This window comes from Microlunatus endophyticus (genome assembly GCF_014646195.1).
Lineage (GTDB): Bacteria > Actinomycetota > Actinomycetes > Propionibacteriales > Propionibacteriaceae > Microlunatus > Microlunatus endophyticus.
Genome location: NZ_BMMZ01000015.1, coordinates 77,512 through 99,165, shown reverse-complemented (window position 1 = coordinate 99,165; position 21,654 = coordinate 77,512). Strand labels below are relative to the sequence as shown.

The window sequence follows — 21,654 nt, the reverse complement described above, 5'->3', positions numbered from 1 at the left end:
TGCCATGATCACCGCTCGGTGCCGATCAGCTCCAGCGCGGCGCCATCCAGGATGTCGGCCTCACTGACGGTCAGCGAGCCGACCTGGAGCCTGGCGGCGATCCTGGTCGCGATCAGGGCGCCGGCGCTGATCACGTCCGCCCGCTGCGGATCGACGGCGCCGAGACCGCGGATCTGTTCGGCGGACAGCGCCGAGAGCCGCGCCGAGATCGCGTTGAGGTCGGCGATCCTGATCTGATGACCGTGGACCTTCGACCGGTCGTATTCGGTCAGGTCGAGATCGACGGCGGCCAAGGTGGTGAGGGTGCCGGCGACCCCGATCCAGGTCCGGACCGCAGGCCATTCGATCTGCTCGCCGTCCAGCAGTTGATCAATGTAGGCGGCCGCCCGACCAAGATCATCAGCGCTGGGCGCATCATCGTGCAGGAAGCGTTCGGTCACCCGGACCGAGCCGATGTCCAGCGACACCGCGTGGTCGGCGGTGCCCGCGGCGTTGCCGATGATCAACTCGGTCGACCCGCCGCCGATGTCGGTGACCAGCACGGGTGTGTGCGGGTCGTCGGCACCGGACAGCGCGCCGGCGAAGGACAGCGCTGCTTCTTCGTCGCCGGTGATCACATCGGGGGTGACGCCCAGTCTTTGCCGGATGCCTTCGAGGAATTCGTCCCGGTTGCTGACGTCCCGGCTGGCCGAGGTCGCTATGAATCGGACCCGCTCGGCCGGGATGTCCTGGGACTTGATCAGGTCGGCGTACTGCTCCGCCTGGGCGAAGGTCCGGGCCAGGGCGTCGGGATGGAATTCACCGGTCGCGTCGACGCCTTGTCCGAGCCGTACGATCTTGGTCCGGCGCTCGATCTCGGACAGACCGCCGTTGCCGTCGGGCCCGGTGATCAACAACCGGATCGTGTTGGTGCCGCAATCGACGACCGCGACCGGTCCGTTCATGATGCCTCCCGTCGATCGCCGGGTGTTTCGGGGTCGAATCCGGGCAGGCATGGCGGCCGCCAGAAGTCCCCCATCTCGGCCAGGGCCTGGTCGCCGATCGGGTTCACCCCGGGCCGGGCCAATGCGTGGGCGGCGAGCGCGTGCAGGCACTTGACCCGGTCCGGCATGCCGCCGGCGCTCACCCGGGCGATCTCCGGCACGTCCTGGCCCAGAGCACTCCGGTCAGCGAGATAGGACTCGTGTGCGGACCGGTAGCCGGCGGCGAGTTCGGGATCGGTTCCCAGCTGTTCGGTCAACTCGGCCATCCGTCCAGTGGATTCCAGCCGGGATGCGGCCGCCACCGCGCGTGGACAGGTGAGGTAGTAGGTCGTCGGGAACGGCGTCCCGTCCGGCAGCCGGGGTTCAGTGGCCAGCACGGCAGGTCTACCGCACGGGCACCGGTACGCGACCCCGGCGACTCCCCGCGGTGTGCGGCCGAGTTGGGCGGCGACGGTCGCCTCGTCGATGTCGGTGTAAGGCTCCAGCACCCCGACAGTCTTTCAGGTCCTCGAAGGCCGTCCGACCGTCAGGCCAGCGCGGTGGCGATCCGGGCCATCTGGTCCTCGGTCAGCGCACCGACGGCCAGCACGCCCGCATTGTCAAAGGCCTGGGCAACCGTACGGATACCGGGGATCGGGATGAAATTCGGGCTCCTGGCCAGCAACCAGCCCAGCGCACCCTGCGCCAGGCTCCGGCCGTCCTCGGTGAGGATGCCGCGGATCTTCTCCAGCGCATCCAGTCTGCGGCCGTGCTCGCCCTCCCAGTCGAAGCCGACGGTCCGGGTGTCGTCGGGCGCAAAGACGGTGTCCCGACTCATCTTGCCGGTCAGCAGCCCCATCGACAGCGGACCGCGGACGATGCTGGCCAACCGGTAGCGTTCGCAGACGGCCAGCGTCTCGGCGTTGCCGTTCACGATGCTGAAGGACTGCTGGATGCTGGCGCAATGCGGGCCCTTGGTGAAGGCCTCGGCCCGCTGCGGGTCGTCGGTGCTCCAGCCATACGCCCTGATCTTGCCGGCGGCGACCAGCTCCTCCAGCGTCTCGAGCACGCCGTCGACCTGCTCCAGCGGCAGATCGCCGACATGCAACTGGTAGAGGTCGATGTGGTCGGTCCCCAGTCGGCTCAATGAGCCGTCACACTGCTCGCGGATCTGCTCCGGCGAGGTGTCGTGGCGGACCGCGATCCGCTTCTCCTCGTCAATCACGTTGCCGAACTTGGTAGCGATCACAACATCGTCGCGGACCGCGCCGAGCGCCTTGCTGAGCACGCGTTCGGAGTGCCCGGCGCCGTACACGTTGGCGGTGTCGAAGAAGGTGACGCCCGCGTCCAAGGCGGTGTGCACGGCGGCGATCGACTCCCGGTCGTCGACCTCCCCCCATCCGATCGGCCGGCCGTCGCGACTGGCAGGTCCGCCGATAGCCCAGGCTCCGAACCCGATCGCACTGACCACGGGGCCGTCGGGCCCGAGCCGGCGTCCGGCTGCGGCAGGGGTGGTGCTAGACGAGCTGGACGACGACGTCTCGGTCATGATCACCAGCCTATCGCCAGTGATTATCCGGTCGGTTTGCTGGTGGGCTTGCCGGAGCCGGTGGGGCCCGAGTCGTCCGGCTTGCTGTTCTTGGTGATCGGCGGTGCCTCGCCCGGATCCGGCTTGGCGGGCTGCGGATGGTCGGCTGCGTCGACCGAGCCCATCAGCTTGGAGTACCAGGGCGTCTTGGGAGTCGGCCGCGGTTGGCTGTTGCCGGCGATCTCGGTGTCCCCGGAGATCGGCTTGCCGTTGGCGTCGACGACCCGGTAACCGCGCTCGCCCGGCAGCACCCAGCCCAGCCGGATCCTGGCCTGGGTGCGGACGTAGTCGGGATCGTTCCAGCGCGAGATCTCGTCGCTGAGGCTGTTGATGTCGGCCTGGGATCTGATGATCTGCTGCCGGGTCTGCGCCAGCTGCTGCCGCTGGTTGAAGTAGACCCGCAGGCTGGAGGCGTACGAGATGGTCAGTATCAGCAGTACGACCGCCAGCGCGATCGCCCGGGAGGTGACGCTGGCCCGCTGCCGTGCGGCGCCGGTGACCCGGGACTCCTCCCGGACGATGGTCGGACCGGTCTCCTCCGACGCGGTCGGGGCCGAAGCCGGCTTACGGGTGGCTCCCGGACGACGACTGCCGACCCGGCTCCGCGAGGTGCGCTCACCGGGGCGGGCGCCGGTCCCGCGCAGCCCGCCCTGCCCGGTCGCTGGTCGGCGACCGGGTCCGGAACTGCGCGATCCTCGCGAAGTCGGCATCGCCTGTCTCTGCCTCAGCGAGCCTGGTAGCGCGGGAACGCCGACAGACCGGCGTAGCGGGCGGCGTCGTCCAGATCCTCTTCGATCCGCAGCAGCTGGTTGTACTTGGCCACCCGGTCGGTCCGGGCCGGAGCACCGGACTTGATCTGGCCGACGTTGGTCGCGACCGCCAGGTCGGCGATCGTGGTGTCCTCGGTCTCACCGGAACGGTGGCTCATCATGCAGTGGAACTGGTTGCGATGAGCCAGTTCGACGGCCTCGAATGTCTCGGTCAGCGAACCGATCTGGTTGACCTTCACCAGCAGCGCGTTGGCTGCCTTCTCGTCGATGCCGCGCTGCAGCCGCTCGACGTTGGTGACGAACAGGTCGTCGCCGACGATCTGCACCTTGTCACCGACCTGGCCGACCAGCTTGCTCCAGCCGGCCCAGTCGTCCTCGGCCAGCGGGTCCTCGATCGAGACGATCGGGAAGTCCTGAAGCCACTGCTCGTAGATTGCCACGATCTCGTCGCTGGAGAGCTTCTTGCCCTCGAAGGTGTAGGCACCGTCGGCGTAGAACTCGGTGCTGGCCACGTCCAGGGCCAGCGCGATGTCGGTACCGAGCTTGAGGCCGGCCTGCTCGACGGCTGTGGCGATCAGCTCCAACGCGGCCCGGTTCGCCGGCAGGTTCGGGGCGTAGCCACCCTCGTCACCCAATCCGGTGGCCAAGCCCTGCTTCTTCAGGACCGACTTGAGGGTGTGATAGACCGAAACGCCGCTCTCCAGCGCCTCGGCGTAGGTGGCCGCACCAATCGGAGCGATCATGAATTCCTGGACGTCGACGTCGGAGTCGGCATGCGCGCCGCCGTTCATGATGTTCATCATCGGCACCGGCAGGGTGTGCGCGTTCGGGCCGCCGAGGTAGCGGTAGAGCGGCAGTTCGGCCGACTGGGCGGCCGCATGGGCCACCGCGAGCGAGACGCCGAGGATCGCGTTGGCGCCGAACTTGCCCTTGTTGGGAGTGCCGTCCAGATCGATCATCGTCTGGTCGATCAGCCGCTGCTCGCTGGCGTCGAAGCCGACGACCTCGGGGCCGAGCTGATCGATCACCGCGGCGACGGCCTTGGTCACACCCTTGCCGCCGTAGCGCTTCTCCCCGTCGCGAAGCTCAACCGCTTCGAACGCACCCGTTGAGGCACCGGACGGGACCGCCGCGCGGCCCTCGGAACCGTCGTCGAGGAGGACTTCCACCTCGACTGTCGGGTTGCCTCGGGAGTCGAGAATCTCACGGGCGCCGACGAACTCGATACTGGCCACAGAACTTGCCTTCCTGATCCGCAAAGTCACGGCGGAGGCATACGCCCTGCCGCCGGGTCCCCAGCCTAACGGCGACGGTTGTCGTCCCGGTGAACGCCATGCCGCCCTTCGACAAGCTCAGAGACCTTCGACGAACTCAGGGACCTCAGCGGCGGTGACGGTTGCGTCCGAAATTGAAGATCCCGTTCACCACAGCGATACCGGCCCAGGAGAACCCGACGCCCATCAGCCCGGCGTCGTGGGCCGCGATCGCGGTGATCGGGATACCGACGCCGAGAGAGACGATCGTCAGCGCCAGCCGCTGGCCGCGTTCGAGCTTGGTGTCCTCGAGCTTGGCCAGCTCGATCCGGGTCCGTCCGTCGTCTGCCTGCCGCTGTTGCCAGACGGCGTACTCGACGCGTTCGGCCAGCCCGGCGGCGATCTGCTCCTCGTACTCCAGTCCGAGCTCCCGGCGCGCGTTGATGGCCGCAGCAGCTTCGCGCTGGGACTCGTACGAGGGAACCGGCATGGCTATCAATCTAGCTCTGCGCAGGCGTCGGCGGACTGGGGAAAACCCCCGGTTTCCACCGAGTCGACTAGCGATCTGCCTCGGCCTCGGTGACCTGGCGTTCCAATCGTCGTACGGCATCCCGCGCGGCCTGGTCGGCATCGATCCCGCCGGCTTGGGCCCGGGCGATCAGGCTGATCAGCTGGTCGCCGACCGTCCGGGCGTCCAGCGGCGAGCCAGCTGGTTCGTCCGGCACCGGCAACTCGGCCGGCACCGCCCGGGATCGGGCGCGGCTGATGATCTTGTTGGCCCGGGCGATCGAGCTGAGCTGGTCCGGGATGCCCTCCAGGACCGACCGGCGGCCCTTCTCGGCGGCCTTGCGGTTCTCCCAGGAACCGTCAAGGTCCTCAGGCACGGCTTCGGTGCCGAAGACGTACGGATGCCGTGCGATCAACTTGTCCGCCACTCCGGCCGCGACCGCCGCAAGAGTGAAGTCGGGATCGGTCTCCTGGGCGATGGCGGTGTGGAAGACGATCTGGAACAGCAGGTCGCCGAGTTCCTCGCGGAGATGGTCGTGAGCGGGGATCGGCGTCTCGCCCCCGTCGCGCGTCCCCTCGATGGCCTCGACGACCTCGTAGGTCTCCTCGATCAGGTATTGCACCAGGGACCGGTGCGTCTGCTGGGCGTCCCAGGGGCACTCGGCCCGCAGTCTGCCCATCACCGCGACCAGCCGAGCGACCTCGGCGGCGTCCTGCGTCACTGGGGCCGGTTCTGCGCGACCTGGGAGAGCGAGGCGACGCCCGGAACCACATTCACCGACTGCTTCGGGTCCCAACTGCCCAGCCGGGGGTTGACCCGGACGTCGGCCGCTGCAACCGCTTTGGCCAGCGCGCTCTCGCCGATCGCACCGCTGACCACCTGGATGTCGGCGACGTCGTAGGCGAAGTCGTGGGCATCGGCGATGTCCAGCACGGCCGGATTGAGCTGTTTGTCGCGGTCGGCGTCGGTGATCGTGATGCCGCGCTGCCGCGCCACCTGATCGGCGACGGTGGCCTGGATCATGATCGACAGCACCTGGTCCTTGGTGACCTGCTGCGACGAGCCCAGACTGACCTCCTGGGCTCCGGCGAAGGTCTGGTCGACGTCGCTGGTGCTGATCCGGGTGCCGTCGACGGTCGCCGCGACGGCGCCGGTCTGGGCGCATCCACCGAGCACGGCCGCACCGCTCAGTACGCCGGCCACGGCGATCAACCGCACAGTCCTACCCGGATTCCTCATCGATGTGCTGCTCCTGCTGGTCGTGTCCCGCCCGCGGCGGATTCCCGCCAGATCCTACGTCACGCCCGATCCCGGACCGCCGACGACCAGTGCCCATGACCAGAGCCCCACCAGCAGAGTGACTACTACCAGAGGATGACACCGGCCGGCCGGGAGTTGGTCCCGAGGGTTGAGGACTTCGGCAGCGCAGCCGACAAGAATCGTGCAAGTGTTGGCTGCTCGTCCGTTCGCTCCCCCGGACGCCGTGACCGATCCCCTGGAGATCGGCGAGGCGTTTCCCGAGCGAGCCCGCCGCTACGGTCTGGCCCGGGTCAGTCAGGCGTACGGACTGACCTTGTTGGCCGCGATTCTCGCGCTGCCGGTCGTCGGCGCCGGGCTGATCACCTCCAACAACTGTCAGTTGCGCGGCTATGCCTGCAGCGACCGGCTGGCGTATGGACTGATCGGCGCGATCGTGCTGGCCGTGGTCACCCAGCTGATGCTCGCCCTGCACTTCCGGCTCGGCTGGTCCTTCTGGATCGGCAGTGCACTGGTGATGGCCGGCGCAAGCCTGAACACCGACCATCTACCGGTACTGATCGGACTGGTCGTGCTGGCCCCGGGAGTCGCCGCGTGGTTCTCCGAACCACCGAACCGACGCCGCGACGTCGTGACCCACTGGGTGCCGCGCTGCACGGCCCTACTCGCCCTGGTCCTGGCCGCATTCGGGGCCGGGCTGCTGCTCTGATCGCCGGTGCTGATCTGTTCGGGCCCGGCTGGTTCCGTGATCAGGCTGTGATCCGGAAGTGGCATTGTTTAGCTGAGCAATGCGGTGGTACCCACCCCTCGATCAGGACGATGAAAACATGCTGATGAGGTCACCAGTGCACCCATCGCTGATGAGATGGGTGATTCGCCCGGCGCCGGACGGGCGACGTCGCCTGGCTGCCGCCTATCTGACCGCTGCAGCCGGAGCAGGAGTCGGCCTGTCGATCCTGGCGACCACCGTGTTCGCTCGCGGCTACTGCCGCGCCCCGGACGGAAATGGGATCCTCGCCGGATTGGAATGCCTGTCGTCCTACTTCCACGGCATCGAGTTGTCGATCCTCGGCTGCACAGCCGTCGTCCTCGGGTTGTCGATCCTCACCAAACTGGGTGTCCGCTACGCCGTGACCCTGGTAGCGATCACGGCGCCGGTGCTGTTGATCACCCAGCTGCTGGCGCTCACCGCCGGCGTTCCCGGACCCTTTGCCCTGCTCGCGCTGGTCGCGGTTCCGGCCGCCGCCAGCTGGTTGTCGGCGAGGATGACCCATGGCTGCCCAGAGGAGCAGCCGGTCGTGCTGCCCCGTTCCGAGCCGTCGACCGAGGCCGGCGGCTCACGAACCGAGCTGCTGCACCATTTCGGCCGGATCTTCGTGCGTTAGCTCGGGATCTGCCCACGGCAGGTCAGGCCAGCAACACGCTGTTGATCACTTCCGTGCACCAGAGCAGCAGCTCCGCGTCCTTGATCTGCGGTCCGCCGATCTGCGCCGGGCGGGGCCGCGGCACCAACATCAGGCCGGCCTTCTCCTTGATCACGCTGCCCGGATAGAGTCGCTTCAGCCGCAACTGCTTCGAATCCGGCAGGTCGACCGGGGAGAAGCGGATGAAGTTGCCTTGGGCGACCACATCGGACAGCGCCGCCTTGCGTGCCAGGATCCGGAACGCCGCGACCGACAACAGGTTCTCCACCTCTGCGCCGGGGGCGCCGTAGCGGTCGGTCAGTTCGGCCCGGACGGCGTCGATGTCCTCGGAGCTGCGCACCTCCGCGATCCGCTTGTACATCTCCAGCCGGAGCCGTTCGGATTCGACGTAGTCGGTCGGCAGATGGGCGTCGATCGGTAGTTCGATCTTGACCTCGGGCTCAGCCTCGGGCTGGTCGCCGCGATACTCGGCGACCGCCTCGCCGACCAATCGGACGTACAGATCGAAACCGACATCGGCAATGTGACCGGACTGCTGGCCGCCGAGCAAGTTGCCCGCTCCCCGGATCTCCAGGTCCTTCATCGCCACCGCCATGCCGGCACCCAGATCGGTGTGCGCGGCGATGGTGGCCAGCCGGTCGTGTGCGGTCTCGGTCAGCGGCTTCTCCGGCGGATACAAGAAGTACGCGTACCCCCGCTCCCGGCCACGGCCGACCCGGCCTCGCAGCTGGTGCAGCTGCGACAGGCCCAGCACGTCGGCGCGCTCGACCAGCAGGGTGTTGGCGGACGAGATGTCCAACCCCGCTTCGACGATCGTGGTGGCGACCAGCACATCGGCGCGGCGCTCCCAGAAGTCGACCATGACCTGTTCCAGACGCTGCTCGCTCATCTGGCCGTGGGCGGCCACCACCCGCGCCTCGGGCACCAGCTCGCGGATCCGGCGGGCCACCTTCTCGATCGACTGCACTCGGTTGTGGACGTAGAAGACCTGGCCCTCACGGAGCAGTTCCCGGCGGATCGCGGCGGTCACCTGCGCCTCGTCGTACGGGCCGGCGAAGGTGAGCACCGGATGGCGTTCCTCCGGCGGCGTGGTGATCGTCGACATCTCGCGGATGCCGGTGACCGCCATCTCCAGGGTCCGCGGGATCGGGGTGGCCGACATAGCCAGCACGTCGACGTCCATCCGCAGCCGCTTCAGCGACTCCTTGTGCTCGACGCCGAATCGCTGTTCCTCGTCGATGATCACCAGCCCGAGATCCTTGAATTTGATCTTGTCGCTGATCAGCCGGTGGGTGCCGACCACGACGTCGATCGACCCGTCGGCCAGGCCCTCGACGGTCGCCTTCGCATCGGCGTCGGAGGAGAAGCGGCTGAGCGCGCCGACCTTGACCGGGAAACCGGCGTAGCGATCGGCGAAGGTGTTGTAGTGCTGCTGCACCAGCAATGTGGTCGGCACCAGCAACGCGACCTGCTTGCCGTCCTGGACCGCCTTGAATGCTGCTCGTACGGCGATCTCTGTCTTGCCGTAGCCGACATCACCGCAGATCAGCCGGTCCATCGGCACGATCTGCTCCATGTCGTGTTTGACCTCGTCGATACAGGACAACTGGTCCGGCGTCTCGACGTAGTTGAACGCGTCCTCGAGCTCGCGCTGCCAGGTGGTGTCCGGCGAGAACGCGAATCCCCTGCTGGCCTGGCGGGCGGCGTACAGCTTGATCAACTCGGCCGCGATCTCGCGGACCGCCTTGCGCGCCCGGCCCTTGCGCTTGGACCAGTCCGAGCCGCCCATCCGGTCCAGCGTCGGAGCTTCGCCGCTGACATAGCGGGTGACAAGATCGAGTTGGTCCATCGGTACGTACAGCCGGTCGCCTGGCTGGCCCCGTTTGCTGGCCGCGTACTCGACGACCAGATACTCCCGCGTCGACCCCGCGACCTCGCGCTGCACCATCTCGATGTAGCGACCGACACCGTGCTGCTCGTGCACGATCGGGTCGCCGGGCTGCAATTCCAGCGGGTCGATCTGCTTCTTGCGCCGGGCCGGCATCTTACGCTCCGACCGGTCGACCTGATGCTGGCCGGAAAGATCACCGGTCGTGTAGACGGCGAGTCTGATCTTGTCGATCAGCAACCCGGTGCGCAGCGCCCCGGTGCTGACGGTGACGACCTGCGGCTCTGGGCCGCTGACCAGGTCCTCGATCAGCTTGGCCGGGACGTCGGCCTCGCCGAGCATCTGGACCATCCGCTGGGCGGTGCCCCGGCCCTCGGCGACCAGCACGACGCGCCAGCCGTCGCGGGCATGATCACCGATCTCGGTGATCGACTTCTCGGCATCACCGGGATGGGTGTCGGGAATCTGCGCCGAAACCGTTCGCGACTCCACCCCACGCGTGCTGACCGCGGCGGAGAAGTCAATGATGTCGCCCTCTTCGGTCCGCAACGGAGCCTGAGCCTGTCGAAGGGCCGGAGCATCGTCGGGGCCGGCACTGAACGGCGACAGTGTCCACCACGCCAGCCCCCGCTCGATGGCGTGCGCCCGGATGTCTCCCAGCGGCCGGTAGGCCGACGAGCCGAGGTCGATCGGCGCCTTGCCGCCGCCTGCGGCCGCCGCCCAGGAGGCGGACAGGAATTCCTCACTGGTCTTGACCAGGTCGGCAGACCGGGTGCGCACCAGCTCCGGATCGCAGACCAGCACATGGGTGCCGTCCGGGAGCAGATCGATCAGCAGCTCCATGCCGTCGACCAGCGCCGGCGACAGCGACTCCATGCCTTCGACGGCGTAGCCCTGCGCGATCCGCTCGAGCATCTCCGACAGCTCGGGATGGTCCTCCATCAGCTCCATCGCGCGCAGCTTCACCTGGTCGGTGAGCAACAGCTCTCGGCACGGGGAGGCGGTGACCTCGTCGATCACGTCGTCGGAGGAGCGCTGGTCGGCAACCGCGAAATAGCGGATCTCGTCGACGGTGTCGCCGAAGAAGTCGATCCGGACCGGATGTTCCTCGGTCGGCGGGAAGATGTCGACGATCCCGCCGCGGACGGCGAACTCGCCGCGCCGCTCGACCAGATCGACGCGGACGTAGGCGGCGTCGACCAGCGCCTGGGCCAGGTCACCGATGTCGAAGTCCTGGCCGGTGCGCAGATGCACTGGCTTCAGCTCGGCCAGACCTTTGACCTGGGGTTGCAGCACGCTACGGATCGGCGCGACGACGACCTTGAGTCGCTTGCCGGAATCCTCCGGATGGACCAGCCGGCGCAGCACAGCGAGCCGCCGTCCGACGGTGTCCGAGCGCGGGCTGAGGCGTTCGTGCGGCAGGGTTTCCCAGGCCGGGTAGTACGCGACCTCGTCGGGGTCCAGCAGCGACTGCAGGGTCTCGGTGACGTCCTCGGCCTCCCGGTAGGTCGAGGTGACCAGGAGTACCGGGGAGTCGGCGCCGCCGCGGTCGGCGGGAGTTGCCATGGCCGCGGCGAACAGGGGCCGCAACGGCGGCGGCATGGTCAGGTCGAGCGCGCTGACGGTATGCGAGCGCGCATCACCGAGGCTCTCGGAGATGGTGGGTTCGGAGGTGATGAGATCGATGAGTCCCGCAAGGGTCACCGAGACAGCTTACTCTGTGCGGCCGTGCGGGTGCAGACTGCTCGACTGAGCACCTCGAGCCGGGAATTCTGGAAGGACCCGGGAATTCTGGAAGGACCCGGGAATTCTGGAAGGACCCGGGAATTCTGGAAGGACCCGGAGATGGTGGACGAGAACGGCCCCGGCGGGGCCCTGCAGCCCGCCGGGGCCGCTGTCCCCCAGCGGATCATCGCGTCGGTCGATGATCCGGGTCTGACACAAGAACCTAAGCGCCGTACAGGTCAGTTAACTCACCACGAGGTCACGATCACCTCACGTCCGACTCACTGTTGAGCCAACTGCCGCGATGCGTGACGCCGGTCGAGCGCCTCGATCCAATGCACCGCGACGGCAGCGGTCTGGAGCAGTTCGGCACGCAACCGGACGGGATCGTCCTCGGCCATCGCCTCGCAGAATTCCTCGTACAGGATGTGTTCCCAGGTGCCGGCACCTCGCGCGAAGGCCGCATCACAACGCTGCTTGGCGAAATCGACGTCCAGTTCGGGAACCGCGCTCAACCCGTACGCCATCCCGGTGCCGTCGGGGTGGTTCTGCGGGCCCCACTTCGCGTCTTGACGGGCACGTTCCTCGGCGACCTCGGCCAGCACATCCTGCAATGACATGGCGGCCAGCCTGCCAGGCGACGGCGACAACCCGGCAACGAGATGCCGGCGACAACACGTCAGCAGTTGAAGGAGCTCTGGGTGCGTTCCAGGCCGTTGGTGATCAAGGACTCGACCGCGTCGGCGGCGCGGGAGATCTGCAACTCGACGTCCTCGCGTTCGCGGGCACCGAAGTTGCTCAACAGGAAGTCGGCAGGATCCTGACGCCCGGGCGGCCGGCCGACGCCAACGCGGACCCGGTAGTAGTCGCCGGTGTTGAGCGATTTGCGGATCGACTTCAGCCCGTTGTGGCCGTTGTCGCCGCCACCCAGCTTCACCCGCATCCTGCCAAGATCAAGATCAAGTTCGTCGTGCACGACGATCAGGTGATCCGGTTCGATCTTGTAGTAGCCGGTCGCCCTCACCAGGGCTGCGCCGGTGTCGTTCATGAAGGTGCGCGATTTCAGCAGCACCAGCCGGGTGCTGTCGGCACCTGGTGCGCCGAGTCGGCCTTCGGCGATCTCGGCCCGCATCCGAGCCGGGGCCGAGAACTTGGCACCGATCCGGCTGGAAAGCTCATCGACCACCCGGAATCCGATGTTGTGACGATGCTGGGCGTAACCGGGGCCGGGATTGCCCAGGCCGGCGACGAGCCACATGTCTTCGGATTCCGGATGGTCGGTGGGTTGATCTTGGGAGTGCCCCGGGGATCAGGACTCCGAGTCGGCTTCGCCTGACTCGTCTGCGGCCTCGTCGGCAGCAGCCTCGCCCTCGGCGGCTTCGCCCTCGGCCTCTTCGGCCAGTTCCTCGACGCGGGCGGCGCTGACGCTGATGATCAGGGTCTCCGGATCCACGGCGAGCGTGGTGCCCTCCGGCAGCTGCAGGTCCTGGGCGAGGATCTGGGCACCGGCCTCGAGGCCCTCGACCGAAACGGTGACTCCCTCGGGGATGTGGGTGGCCTCGGCCTCGACCGACAGCTCGTTGCGGTCCACCACGACGACGGTGTCCGGCGCGGACTCGCCCTCGGTGTGGATCGCGATGTCGACGGTCACCTTCTCGCCACGGCGGACGATCAGCAGGTCGACGTGCTCGATGAATCCCTTCAGCGGATCACGCTGGACCTGCTTGGGCAGCGCCAGCTGGGACTTGCCGTCGACGTCGATCGACAGCAGCGCGTTGTGCTCGCGCAGGGCCAGCAGCGTCTCGTGGCCGGGCAGGGTGATGTGTACGGGATCGCTGCCGTGTCCGTAGAGGACAGCGGGGATCTTGGCGGCACGACGAATACGGCGGGCTGCACCCTTGCCGAATTCGGTGCGCAATTCGGCGGTGAGCTTGACCTCGGCCACGGAACTAACTCCTTGAACTCATAGTGTGTGCGTATCTCAGCTGTGCCCGGAAGGACCGTGTCGTGAAAGGGGCGGGCCGCATCGCAGAGCGCAACGCAGCTGAACCCAGTCGATCACGGTCGATGCGACCCTCGCCGAGGCAACCGTCACAGCCTAGCGAACATGCCCCGGCGGGCGCCAATCCGTGACCGGGTGCGTACGGTCCCTGCTCCGATCACCGTCCCGGCTGCGAAGTCGAGTCGTCACGACTTGCGCGGGTCGTACGGCCGTCCAGCGAGCACCAAACCCGCGACAACTCGAGTTTCAGGCAGGAACGGGCATTGATCGAGCGCGAGAGCCACCGGCTCGATGCCGCGAGATCAATCCCCCGAGGAAGGGCACAGACCGCACCGACCCGGGGGATCCAAGGGGGTCGTCCCCCTTGGCGGGGCCGGGGGCGGAGCCCCGAGAACTAGGAATGTCCGTTGAAGAGGCTCGTCACGGAGCCGTCCTCGAAGACCTCCTGGATCGCGCGGGCGATCAGCGGCGCGATCGAGAGCACGGTGAGCTTGCCGAACTGGTGCTCGGGCGGGATCGGGAGAGTGTTGGTCACGATGACCTCTTCGAACAGCGAGTCGTTCAGCCGCTCGGTCGCCGGGCCGGAGAGCACCGGATGCGTCGCGGCGGCAATGACCGACTTCGCGCCACGGGCGATCAGCGCCTCGGCGGCCTGGCAGATCGTGCCGGCGGTGTCGATCATGTCGTCGACCAGCAGGCAGACCCGGCCGCGTACCTCCCCGACGACCTCGTGCACAGCGACGGTGTTGGCGACGTTGGGGTCGCGACGCTTGTGGATGATCGCCAGCGGTGCGCCGAGTTGATCACTCCACATGTCAGCCAGCCGGACCCGGCCGGCGTCCGGGGAGACGATGGTCATCTCGTTGCTGTCGTACTGACTCTTGACGTAGTCGGCGAGCACCGGCAGCGCCCAGAGATGGTCGACCGGACCGTCGAAGAAGCCCTGGATCTGGGCGGCGTGCAGATCGACCGACATGATCCGGTCGGCGCCGGCGGTCTTGTAGAGATCGGCGATCAGCCGGGCCGAGATCGGCTCCCGGCCGGCGTGCTTCTTGTCCTGACGGGCGTACGGATAGAACGGGGCCACGACAGTGATCCGCTTGGCAGAGGCTCGCTTCAATGCGTCGACCATGATCAACTGCTCCATCACCCACTCGTTCACGGGTGCGCAGTGGGACTGGATGACGAAGGCGTCGCTGCCGCGGACGGACTCCTCGAAGCGGACGTAGATCTCGGAGTTGGCATAGGCGAGGGCCCGGGTCGGGACCAATTCGACCTTCATCAGGTCGGCGATCTCGTTCGCCAGTTGGGGGTAGGCCCGTCCGGTGAACAACATCAGATGCTTGTTGTTCGGCTTGAGCACTCCGGTCATCCGATGTTCCCCTGTCGTTCAGCGATCCGTGCCGGTGTCAGTCAACCACGTCGCCGCCGGGTTGCTCATCCCGGACTTCGGTAGCGGCTCGAGGTGCAGCGTCGGTGTTGTCCTCTGTGCTGCTCCCAGTGGTCGACGTCTCTTCGGCGGCACGTGCCGTCCTGGTGCCCGCCCGGTTCCGCAGCACCCATCCGGACGAGTTGTGCTGTCGCCCGCGGGCGATCCCGAGCTCCCCCGCAGCGACGTCATCGGTGATGGTCGAGCCTGCCGCCACATAGGCGCCGTCCGCGACGTGCACCGGGGCGACCAGGACCGAGTCGCTGCCGATGAAGCTGGCCCTTCCCACTGTGCTGTGATGTTTGTCGACCCCGTCGTAGTTGGCGAAGATCGTTCCGGCGCCGATGTTGGCGGCCTCTCCGATCTCGACATCGCCAGCGTAGGTCAGATGGGGCACTTTCGCGCCCCGGCCGATGTGGGCGTTCTTGGCTTCGACAAAGGTGCCGATCTTGCCCTCCGCCTCCAGCACGGTGCCCGGGCGCAGATAGGCGTACGGGCCGACGCTGGCTCCGGCACCGATCACCGCCAGCGACCCATGGGTACGGCTGACGGTTGCGTTCTCACCGACCTCCACGTCCACGAGCGTGGTGTCCGGCCCGATCACCGACCCCGAGCCGATCGTCGTCGCGCCCTCGAGGCTGGTGCCGGGCAGCAACGTGACATCGGGGGCGAGGTCGACGTCGTCGTGGATCCAGGTCGTGTCGGGGTCGAGGATCGTGACTCCGTCGAGCATCCACCGCCGGCAGATCCGCCGGTTCATCTCCTTGGCGATGGCCGCCAGCTGGATCCGGTTGTTGACCCCCTCGACCTCCCAGAGGTCGTCGGTCACATAGGCGCCGACCCGGTGCCCCTGCTGCTGGGCGATCGCCGGCAGGTCAGTGAGGTAGTACTCGCCCTGGGCGTTGTGGGTGGTGAGCCGGGACAGACCGTCAGCGAGCACCACCGCATCGAAGACGAAGACTCCGGAGTTGATCTCGTCGATGGCGCGCTCGTCCGCGCTCGCGTCGTTGTGCTCGACGATCCGTGCCACCGACCCGTCCGCGCCGCGGACGATCCGGCCATAGCCGCTCGGGTCGGGCACGCGTGCGGTGAGCACGGTCAGTGCGTTCTGGTCGGCCCGATGCTGCTCGACGAAGCGCTGCAACGTCTGCCCGGAGAGCATCGGGTCGTCGCCGAGGGTGACCACCACCTCACCGTGCAGCTCGCCCAGCTCGCGGAGCGCGCAGCGGACCGCGTGGCCGGTCCCGTACGCGTCCTGGCTCTGCCGGACGATCCGCACGTTGGGTGCGATCTGCTGCAGTGCCGGCTCCACCTGGTCGGCCAGCACGCCCACGACGACGGCCAGGTGCTGCGAGTGCAAGGTCTCGGCCGCATCGATCGCGTGGGAGACCAGCGGCCGTCCGGCCAGCTCGTGCAACAGCTTCGACTTCGCCGACTTCATCCGGGTGCCCCCACCGGCCGCCAGGACGATCACTGCCGCCACTGGCTCGATCGAACTTTTCGGCTCCGAGGATGTGGTCACCCTGCTCCTCCGTGATCGCTGATACGTCGCCGGCCCGTCGGTGGACCCGCTCCCCGGGTAGGAGTCGAACCTACGTCGCTAATCCTGATTCAAAGTCAGGCGGGCCCTGCCGACAGACCAACCGGGGATCGGCCGATCCGAGAATCGGCCAGGCACCAAGGTTACGCATCCGCGATGCCGTCACGCATCCTGACATGTCCGGGGCCCGAGGACGAACCGGATCGGCCGACGATCTGGTGCGCCGCTTCGACGACGGTCACACCGCGCGCGTCGGCGTACGCGCCGTCCGCCAGGATCGCGCGGATCCCGACCGCACGCGCGCCCTGGACATCAGCAGCCGGGTTGTCCCCCACCATCCAACAGTCTGAGCCGGCATCGGACACGCGCAGAGCGTGCCGGAAGATCCTCGGATTGGGCTTCTCCGCTCCCACCAGCGCCGAGGTGATCACCAGGTCGATCCAGCGGTCCAGGCCCAGCGCCGCGACCAGCTCAGCCAGCTCGGGACCATGGTTGCTGAGGATGACGTTGCGGTAGCCGTTCTCGCGGGTCAGCCCGAGCGCAGCCGTCGCCCCGTCGATCAACTCCCAGGCATCGGCCCGATAGAACTGGGTGGCTACTCGGGCTGCCGCCGCGTGCGCGGATTTCGCTGGCACTCCTGCAGCCCGATACGCGCGAACCAGCACGGGAGCCAGCCGCTGCCACCAGCCCGTCGCATCGGTTACCTCGACGACCTCGTCCGGCCGGTGCCAGGGAAAGCCATCGGCCAGGCCAGGCTTCAGGTCCTCGGCCGTCACAGTGGTCGGCCCCAGCAGTGCGAGGGCGTCGACGAGCGCGCCCGACCACATCCCTCGGCGGCGTGCGAGAGTCCCATCGAAGTCCCAGAACACGACACGGTTCGCGCTGCCCTCGCTCTGCATCACAGCTGCGGCACCCGGCGGATCGCCCCAACCGGCCAGGGCCTGCTCGTCAGCGCCGCGACCGCCTTCGGATCGGCATCGGCGACCACCTGCGCCAGCTGCTGCATCGCCCTATCGAGGTCCTCGGCCAGCTGCCGCTCCGCCTTGGACCGGAACGGATAGCTCGGCGGATTGTCAAGGATCGCTCGGTCCATCAGCGCCCGGCCGCGGCCGTACGAGACCGCCCACGCCGGCAGCACCGACAGCAGGGCTCGATAGCGGACCCATTGGTGGTTGGCCCAGCCGGAGCCGGTGGGCTGCCCGCCAACCTTCGGCGGGTAGTGCGGCTCGATGAACTGACCCATGATCATCTTCGCCGCGAGCTCGCCGCGTTCGGCCAGCCGCTGGATGGTCTCATCGCTCATCGCGAGATTGATGCCGCCCTCCCGCTCGGTCTGCAGCACCCGGACGATCCGGTCCCGGAAGCCCGGGAAGGTCAGCTGCGTGGTGTCCTGCCAGCTGCTCGACGAGGTGTAGATCGCGCTCAGGAAACCCAGCACCGCACCCAGGCCGCGGCCCGGCCAGGTGGCGATTTTCGGAGCAAGGCCGTCCGCGTTGCCGTGTGCCCACTCGACGTTCTCGGCCTCGTCGCCGGCCGGTTTGACGCCCGGCGGGAAGGATTGCAGGTTGATCGCGTACGTCGGCCGGGTGGGCAGTGCGCCGTCGAAGATCTGCAGCGGGAAGTTGTTGGACAGCCCGCCGTCGGAGAACCAGACCTTGACGAACCGGCGCGGTCCGGTCGGATCCAGCCGTCCGTCCGGACCGGAGTCGCTGCGTTCGATCATCCACAGCGGCACTGCCGAGATCACCAGCGGGATGCTCAGCGACATCCGGGCCGCGACGATCACCGGCAGCAGCTCGGCATCGGGCAGCCGGCGCAGTCCGGGCGAGTGGGCGGCCGCTTGGTCGCGGTCGGACGCCCAGGCCTGCGGGTCGTCGGTCTCCGGCGTCCGCGGCTCCGGGATCGCCTCCAACGCCGCCATCACCTCGGCAGGGAAGATCCGACGCCACTCGCCGGGATCGTAGAAGAAGCCGCGCGCCGAGAACGGCAGCTCGTACGGCCTGGCCTGACTGATACAGGTGGTCGTCATCCGCAGATCGATACTCCGCTTGCGCGGATCGGCCAGGGCCGGGGCGGCAAGATCATCCGTCTCATGATCATGCTGATTGTCAGGATCCTGACCAGCCGTCCACAGTTGTCCGAAGGTCAACGGCGGGGCGCCCGCCTCCAGGCCTGCTGCCAGGTTGATCTTGTTCTGCAGCCATTCGGTCAGCGCCGGCGCCGCTCCCCCGCTCGACAGCCCGGTACATATCCCGAACGAGTTCTCCGGTAGATCCCGGCTCAGGTTGATCATCAAGGCACTGATCAAGGCGGCCAGGCCCAGCAGCGCGACCAGGACCGCACCGAACACGATCGCCCACGGCCCCGCGACCGCCACACCAAGGACGATCACGACCGCTCCCGGCAACGCTCCGGCCAGGGCGAACCACGGGTAACCGCGAACCGCAGCAGCCAGGCCGCCGGCGATCCGGCCTGCACCGGTACGGCCGTCGGGCCGGTCTCCGCCGGTCGCCGCCAGCAACACGTCCAGCAGCGTCCCGGTGGCGCCCGCAGGCTGGAACAATCGCCGCAGGCCGCCCCGTCCCAACTCCTCGGGGATGGTCTCGAAGGCGGCAAAGCCGCCGCACCCCGTACGACGGCCGTACTCCGCAGCAGCTGCCACCGCGGCCGCCATCGCACCGGCGGAGGTCCCCCCGATCCCGCGCAACCGGTAGCGGGCGGCCAGCGCCGACAGCGCCCGTGGATAGATCACCCCGGAGGCGGTGCCGCCCTGCAGGATCACATCGCACTCGTCGGTCGGCTCCTGGGTCGGCTCGGTGGTGGAGGGCATGGCCATGCCTCATCCTTGCGCGGGCCGGTCCGGAGCCGGCGCGCGGGCAGCGGCGACCACAACCGGAGAAGAGTCTCGACATCAAGACTCTTGACTAGAATCCTTGCATGCCGGACGACAAGGCTCTGCCCCACGACGAGGTCGACAGCCTGGTCGAGGCCTGGGGGCGCGAGCGGCCGGATCTCGATCCGTCGCCGATGCAGGTGCTGTCCCGGGTGACCCGGCTGGCCCGCTATCTGGACCGCCACCGCCGGACGGCGTTCGCCCGACATGATCTGGAGTCCTGGGAATTCGACGTGTTGGCCGCGCTGCGGCGCTCCGGTGAGCCGTATCAGCTCTCCCCCGGCCAGCTGCTGCGCGAGACGATGGTGACCTCGGGGACGATGACCAACCGGGTGGATCGGCTGGTCGCCCGGGAGCTGGTCACCCGGACCGATCATCCCGAGGACCGCCGCGGGGTGCTGGTGCGACTCACCCCGCTGGGACGGGAGGCCGTCGACTCGGCGATCAGCGACCTGCTCGCGGCCGAGCAGGAGATCCTGGCCGTACTGCCGTCGGCACAACGCGACCAGCTGGCCGAGTCCTTGCGACACCTGATGGCGCCCTACGAGATCTCGGGCTGACCGGACACGGTGACGCCGGTACGCTCTGGGCTCGTGAATCAGACCGGAGTCCAGCTGACCATCGACGGCGACCATTTCCGGCGCAACGGTGAGCCGCACCAGATCATCTCGGGTGCGCTGCACTACTTCCGGATCCCGGCCGAACTCTGGGAGGACCGGCTGCTCAGGTTGAAGGCACTGGGCTGCAACACCGTCGAGACCTACGTCGCCTGGAATTTCCATCTGCCGTACGCCGACCGTCCGGCTGACTTCACCGGGATGCGGGACCTCGGCCGGTTCCTCGATCTGGCGGCCAGTCAGGACCTTGACATCCTGGTCCGGCCGGGCCCCTACATCTGCGCGGAGTGGGACAACGGCGGATTCCCGGCCTGGCTGCTCGATGATCATCGGGCGGTCGCCGCCCTGCGCACCAGCGACCCGGCCTTCCTCGATCATGTCGACGCCTGGTTCGACGAGCTGGCGCCGATCATCGTCCGTCGGCAGGCCGATCGCGGCGGACGGGTGGTCGGCGTCCAGGTGGAGAACGAATACGGCAGCTACGGAAACGATCACGCCTATCTGGAGCACCTGCGCGACGGCTTGATCGAGCGTGGCGTGTCGGTGCTGCTCTTCACCTCCGACGGGCCGAGTGAGCTGATGCTCTCCGGCGGGACGCTGCCGGACACCTTCGCCACGGTCAACTTCGGTTCCCGGCAGCAGGAGGCGTTCGATCTGCTCGGCCGGGTCCGGCCGGACACGCCCGGGATGTGCATGGAGTTCTGGAACGGCTGGTTCGATCACTACGGCGAGCAGCACCACACGCGCAGTGCCGACAGCGCCGCCGACGAGCTGGCAGGGATGCTCGCGGCCGGTCGCTCGGTCAACCTCTACATGGCCCATGGGGGTACCAATTTCGGCCCGTGGTCGGGCGCCAACGCTGCCGACGACGGCGAGCTGCAGCCGACCGTCACAAGTTACGACTATGACTCGCCGATCGCCGAGGACGGGCGGCTGACCGAGAAATTCCACGCCTTCCGCCGGGTGATCGCGGCACACACCGGCAGCACACCGCCGGAGCCCCCGGCCGACCAGGCCGTGCAACCGGAACGCGAGGTCGACGTCGACGGCTTCATCGCCCTGCAGGCCGTCCTTGATCAACTCGAGCCGGTTGCGGCCCCCGCGCCGGACAGCTTCGAGCATCTCGGCCTCAACCACGGGGTGGTCCGCTACCGGACCACGATCCCCGGACCGATCAGCGGGGAGATCTCGATCACCGGTCTTGCTGATCTTGCCGAGCTTCGTCTGGACGGGCAGCTCGTCGGCCGACTGGGCGGCCCCCGGCTCGACCCGGGATTCCCGGCCGCTGTTGATCACAAGATCCCGATCGAGGTCGGTCCCGGTGATCATCGTCTCGACGTCAGCGTCTTCTCCCTGGGCCGGGTCAACTTCGGCCCCCACCTGGGCAGCACCAAGGGCCTGACCCGGGTCCGGCTGGACTACCAGCAGCTCTTCGGCTACGAGCAGTACGCCCTCGAGCTGACCGAGATCCCTGACCTCGGCAGGTCCGATCGTGGCCCATCATGGCAACCGCCGGCCGACGAACCCGGCTTCCACCGGGCGTCGGTGATCATCGACGAACCGGTCGACGCGTATCTGGCGTTGCCGGGCTGGCAGCTCGGCTACCTCTATCTCAACGGCTTCAACCTCGGTCGCTACTGGAATCCGGCCGGCCCGCAGCAGACCTTGTACGCGCCCGCACCGCTGTGGCGGGCGGGTGCGAACGAGTTGATCATCCTCGAATTCGGCGATCCCGGCGGCCGGATCGCGTGGCGTACGGAGCCCGATCTCGGCTGAGGGTCACGCCGACAGGCGTGCT

General features: G+C 68.0%; 20 protein-coding genes and 1 tRNA gene. 4 read left to right on the top strand and 17 right to left on the bottom strand.

Going from position 1 to position 21,654, the window contains the following annotated elements:
* Positions 1 to 8 precede the first annotated feature (8 nt).
* The 8 genes from IEY07_RS21710 to IEY07_RS21675 form a co-directional block, all read right to left on the bottom strand.
* Complete coding sequence (locus tag IEY07_RS21710) at positions 9 to 944, bottom strand: Ppx/GppA phosphatase family protein (protein WP_188897825.1); 936 nt, start codon at positions 942 to 944, stop codon at positions 9 to 11.
* Positions 941 to 1,471 carry a DUF501 domain-containing protein gene (locus IEY07_RS21705; RefSeq protein WP_188897823.1) on the bottom strand — a complete coding sequence of 177 codons (531 nt, stop codon included), beginning with the start codon at positions 1,469 to 1,471 and terminating at the stop codon, positions 941 to 943. The genes IEY07_RS21710 and IEY07_RS21705 overlap by 4 nt, the downstream gene beginning before the upstream one ends.
* Positions 1,472 to 1,509: 38 nt before the next feature.
* The gene (locus IEY07_RS21700) at positions 1,510 to 2,511 is read right to left on the bottom strand and encodes an aldo/keto reductase (RefSeq protein ID WP_188897821.1); all 1,002 of its coding nucleotides are present in this window, start codon (positions 2,509 to 2,511) and stop codon (positions 1,510 to 1,512) included.
* A 23-nt stretch (positions 2,512 to 2,534) separates the two neighbouring features.
* On the bottom strand, positions 2,535 to 3,260 hold the full coding sequence (locus IEY07_RS21695; protein WP_188897819.1) for an FtsB family cell division protein: 726 nt from the start codon (positions 3,258 to 3,260) through the stop codon (positions 2,535 to 2,537).
* Positions 3,261 to 3,274: 14 nt separating this feature from the next.
* Complete coding sequence (eno, locus tag IEY07_RS21690; protein ID WP_188897817.1) at positions 3,275 to 4,555, bottom strand: phosphopyruvate hydratase; 1,281 nt, start codon at positions 4,553 to 4,555, stop codon at positions 3,275 to 3,277.
* A 145-nt stretch (positions 4,556 to 4,700) separates the two neighbouring features.
* Positions 4,701 to 5,063, bottom strand: a complete 363-nt coding sequence (locus IEY07_RS21685) for a hypothetical protein (RefSeq protein ID WP_188897815.1) — start codon at positions 5,061 to 5,063, stop codon at positions 4,701 to 4,703.
* A gap of 67 nt (positions 5,064 to 5,130) precedes the next feature.
* Positions 5,131 to 5,760, bottom strand: a complete 630-nt coding sequence (locus IEY07_RS21680; protein ID WP_188897888.1) for a nucleoside triphosphate pyrophosphohydrolase — start codon at positions 5,758 to 5,760, stop codon at positions 5,131 to 5,133.
* A 38-nt stretch (positions 5,761 to 5,798) separates the two neighbouring features.
* Positions 5,799 to 6,320: a SurA N-terminal domain-containing protein gene (locus IEY07_RS21675; RefSeq protein ID WP_188897813.1), complete on the bottom strand. Its 522-nt coding sequence runs from the start codon at positions 6,318 to 6,320 to the stop codon at positions 5,799 to 5,801.
* 208 nt (positions 6,321 to 6,528) lie between these two features.
* On the opposite strand from IEY07_RS21675, the gene IEY07_RS21670 reads away from it, so the two are divergent.
* On the top strand, positions 6,529 to 7,047 hold the full coding sequence (locus IEY07_RS21670; protein WP_188897811.1) for a hypothetical protein: 519 nt from the start codon (positions 6,529 to 6,531) through the stop codon (positions 7,045 to 7,047).
* A 151-nt stretch (positions 7,048 to 7,198) separates the two neighbouring features.
* Complete coding sequence (locus IEY07_RS21665) at positions 7,199 to 7,723, top strand: hypothetical protein (protein WP_188897808.1); 525 nt, start codon at positions 7,199 to 7,201, stop codon at positions 7,721 to 7,723.
* A gap of 22 nt (positions 7,724 to 7,745) precedes the next feature.
* Here the strand turns inward: IEY07_RS21665 and mfd are convergent, their stop codons facing one another.
* The 9 genes from mfd to IEY07_RS21620 form a co-directional block, all read right to left on the bottom strand.
* Complete coding sequence (gene mfd / locus IEY07_RS21660) at positions 7,746 to 11,354, bottom strand: transcription-repair coupling factor (protein ID WP_188897806.1); 3,609 nt, start codon at positions 11,352 to 11,354, stop codon at positions 7,746 to 7,748.
* Positions 11,355 to 11,656: 302 nt separating this feature from the next.
* Positions 11,657 to 11,995, bottom strand: coding sequence for a hypothetical protein (locus tag IEY07_RS21655; protein WP_188897804.1), 339 nt, complete (start codon positions 11,993 to 11,995; stop codon positions 11,657 to 11,659).
* 59 nt (positions 11,996 to 12,054) lie between these two features.
* Positions 12,055 to 12,633: an aminoacyl-tRNA hydrolase gene (pth, locus tag IEY07_RS21650; RefSeq protein ID WP_188897802.1), complete on the bottom strand. Its 579-nt coding sequence runs from the start codon at positions 12,631 to 12,633 to the stop codon at positions 12,055 to 12,057.
* A 51-nt stretch (positions 12,634 to 12,684) separates the two neighbouring features.
* A complete protein-coding gene (locus tag IEY07_RS21645) occupies positions 12,685 to 13,320 on the bottom strand; it encodes a 50S ribosomal protein L25/general stress protein Ctc (protein ID WP_188897801.1) in 636 nt (211 codons plus the stop codon).
* A 451-nt stretch (positions 13,321 to 13,771) separates the two neighbouring features.
* Positions 13,772 to 14,749 carry a ribose-phosphate diphosphokinase gene (locus tag IEY07_RS21640; protein ID WP_188897799.1) on the bottom strand — a complete coding sequence of 326 codons (978 nt, stop codon included), beginning with the start codon at positions 14,747 to 14,749 and terminating at the stop codon, positions 13,772 to 13,774.
* 37 nt (positions 14,750 to 14,786) lie between these two features.
* Complete coding sequence (gene glmU, locus IEY07_RS21635; RefSeq protein ID WP_268239254.1) at positions 14,787 to 16,328, bottom strand: bifunctional UDP-N-acetylglucosamine diphosphorylase/glucosamine-1-phosphate N-acetyltransferase GlmU; 1,542 nt, start codon at positions 16,326 to 16,328, stop codon at positions 14,787 to 14,789.
* A 49-nt stretch (positions 16,329 to 16,377) separates the two neighbouring features.
* Positions 16,378 to 16,456, bottom strand: a tRNA-Gln gene (locus tag IEY07_RS21630).
* Between the two features lie 33 nt (positions 16,457 to 16,489).
* Complete coding sequence (locus tag IEY07_RS21625; RefSeq protein ID WP_229670510.1) at positions 16,490 to 17,245, bottom strand: HAD family hydrolase; 756 nt, start codon at positions 17,243 to 17,245, stop codon at positions 16,490 to 16,492.
* Positions 17,245 to 19,182: a patatin-like phospholipase family protein gene (locus IEY07_RS21620; protein ID WP_188897795.1), complete on the bottom strand. Its 1,938-nt coding sequence runs from the start codon at positions 19,180 to 19,182 to the stop codon at positions 17,245 to 17,247. Before IEY07_RS21620 ends, IEY07_RS21625 begins: the two co-directional genes overlap by 1 nt.
* A gap of 101 nt (positions 19,183 to 19,283) precedes the next feature.
* Between IEY07_RS21620 and IEY07_RS21615 the strand changes: the two genes are divergently transcribed.
* Both IEY07_RS21615 and IEY07_RS21610 read left to right on the top strand, forming a co-directional pair.
* Complete coding sequence (locus IEY07_RS21615) at positions 19,284 to 19,799, top strand: MarR family winged helix-turn-helix transcriptional regulator (protein ID WP_188897793.1); 516 nt, start codon at positions 19,284 to 19,286, stop codon at positions 19,797 to 19,799.
* Between the two features lie 33 nt (positions 19,800 to 19,832).
* The gene (locus tag IEY07_RS21610; protein ID WP_188897791.1) at positions 19,833 to 21,632 is read left to right on the top strand and encodes a glycoside hydrolase family 35 protein; all 1,800 of its coding nucleotides are present in this window, start codon (positions 19,833 to 19,835) and stop codon (positions 21,630 to 21,632) included.
* The last annotated feature ends 22 nt before the right edge of the window (positions 21,633 to 21,654 follow it).

Excerpts from the sequence above, each read along its gene's own strand:
- IEY07_RS21710 (WP_188897825.1), bottom strand. The coding sequence starts at position 944 with ATGAACGGACCGGTCGCGGTCGTCGATTGCGGCACCAACACGATCCGG.
- IEY07_RS21700 (WP_188897821.1), bottom strand. The coding sequence starts at position 2,511 with ATGACCGAGACGTCGTCGTCCAGCTCGTCTAGCACCACCCCTGCCGCA.
- IEY07_RS21695 (WP_188897819.1), bottom strand. The coding sequence starts at position 3,260 with ATGCCGACTTCGCGAGGATCGCGCAGTTCCGGACCCGGTCGCCGACCA.
- IEY07_RS21685 (WP_188897815.1), bottom strand. The coding sequence starts at position 5,063 with ATGCCGGTTCCCTCGTACGAGTCCCAGCGCGAAGCTGCTGCGGCCATC.
- IEY07_RS21680 (WP_188897888.1), bottom strand. The coding sequence starts at position 5,760 with ATGGGCAGACTGCGGGCCGAGTGCCCCTGGGACGCCCAGCAGACGCAC.
- IEY07_RS21675 (WP_188897813.1), bottom strand. The coding sequence starts at position 6,320 with ATGAGGAATCCGGGTAGGACTGTGCGGTTGATCGCCGTGGCCGGCGTA.
- IEY07_RS21665 (WP_188897808.1), top strand. The coding sequence starts at position 7,199 with ATGAGATGGGTGATTCGCCCGGCGCCGGACGGGCGACGTCGCCTGGCT.
- IEY07_RS21655 (WP_188897804.1), bottom strand. The coding sequence starts at position 11,995 with ATGTCATTGCAGGATGTGCTGGCCGAGGTCGCCGAGGAACGTGCCCGT.
- pth (WP_188897802.1), bottom strand. The coding sequence starts at position 12,633 with ATGTGGCTCGTCGCCGGCCTGGGCAATCCCGGCCCCGGTTACGCCCAG.
- IEY07_RS21640 (WP_188897799.1), bottom strand. The coding sequence starts at position 14,749 with ATGACCGGAGTGCTCAAGCCGAACAACAAGCATCTGATGTTGTTCACC.
- IEY07_RS21625 (WP_229670510.1), bottom strand. The coding sequence starts at position 17,245 with ATGCAGAGCGAGGGCAGCGCGAACCGTGTCGTGTTCTGGGACTTCGAT.
- IEY07_RS21620 (WP_188897795.1), bottom strand. The coding sequence starts at position 19,182 with ATGGCCATGCCCTCCACCACCGAGCCGACCCAGGAGCCGACCGACGAG.
- IEY07_RS21615 (WP_188897793.1), top strand. The coding sequence starts at position 19,284 with ATGCCGGACGACAAGGCTCTGCCCCACGACGAGGTCGACAGCCTGGTC.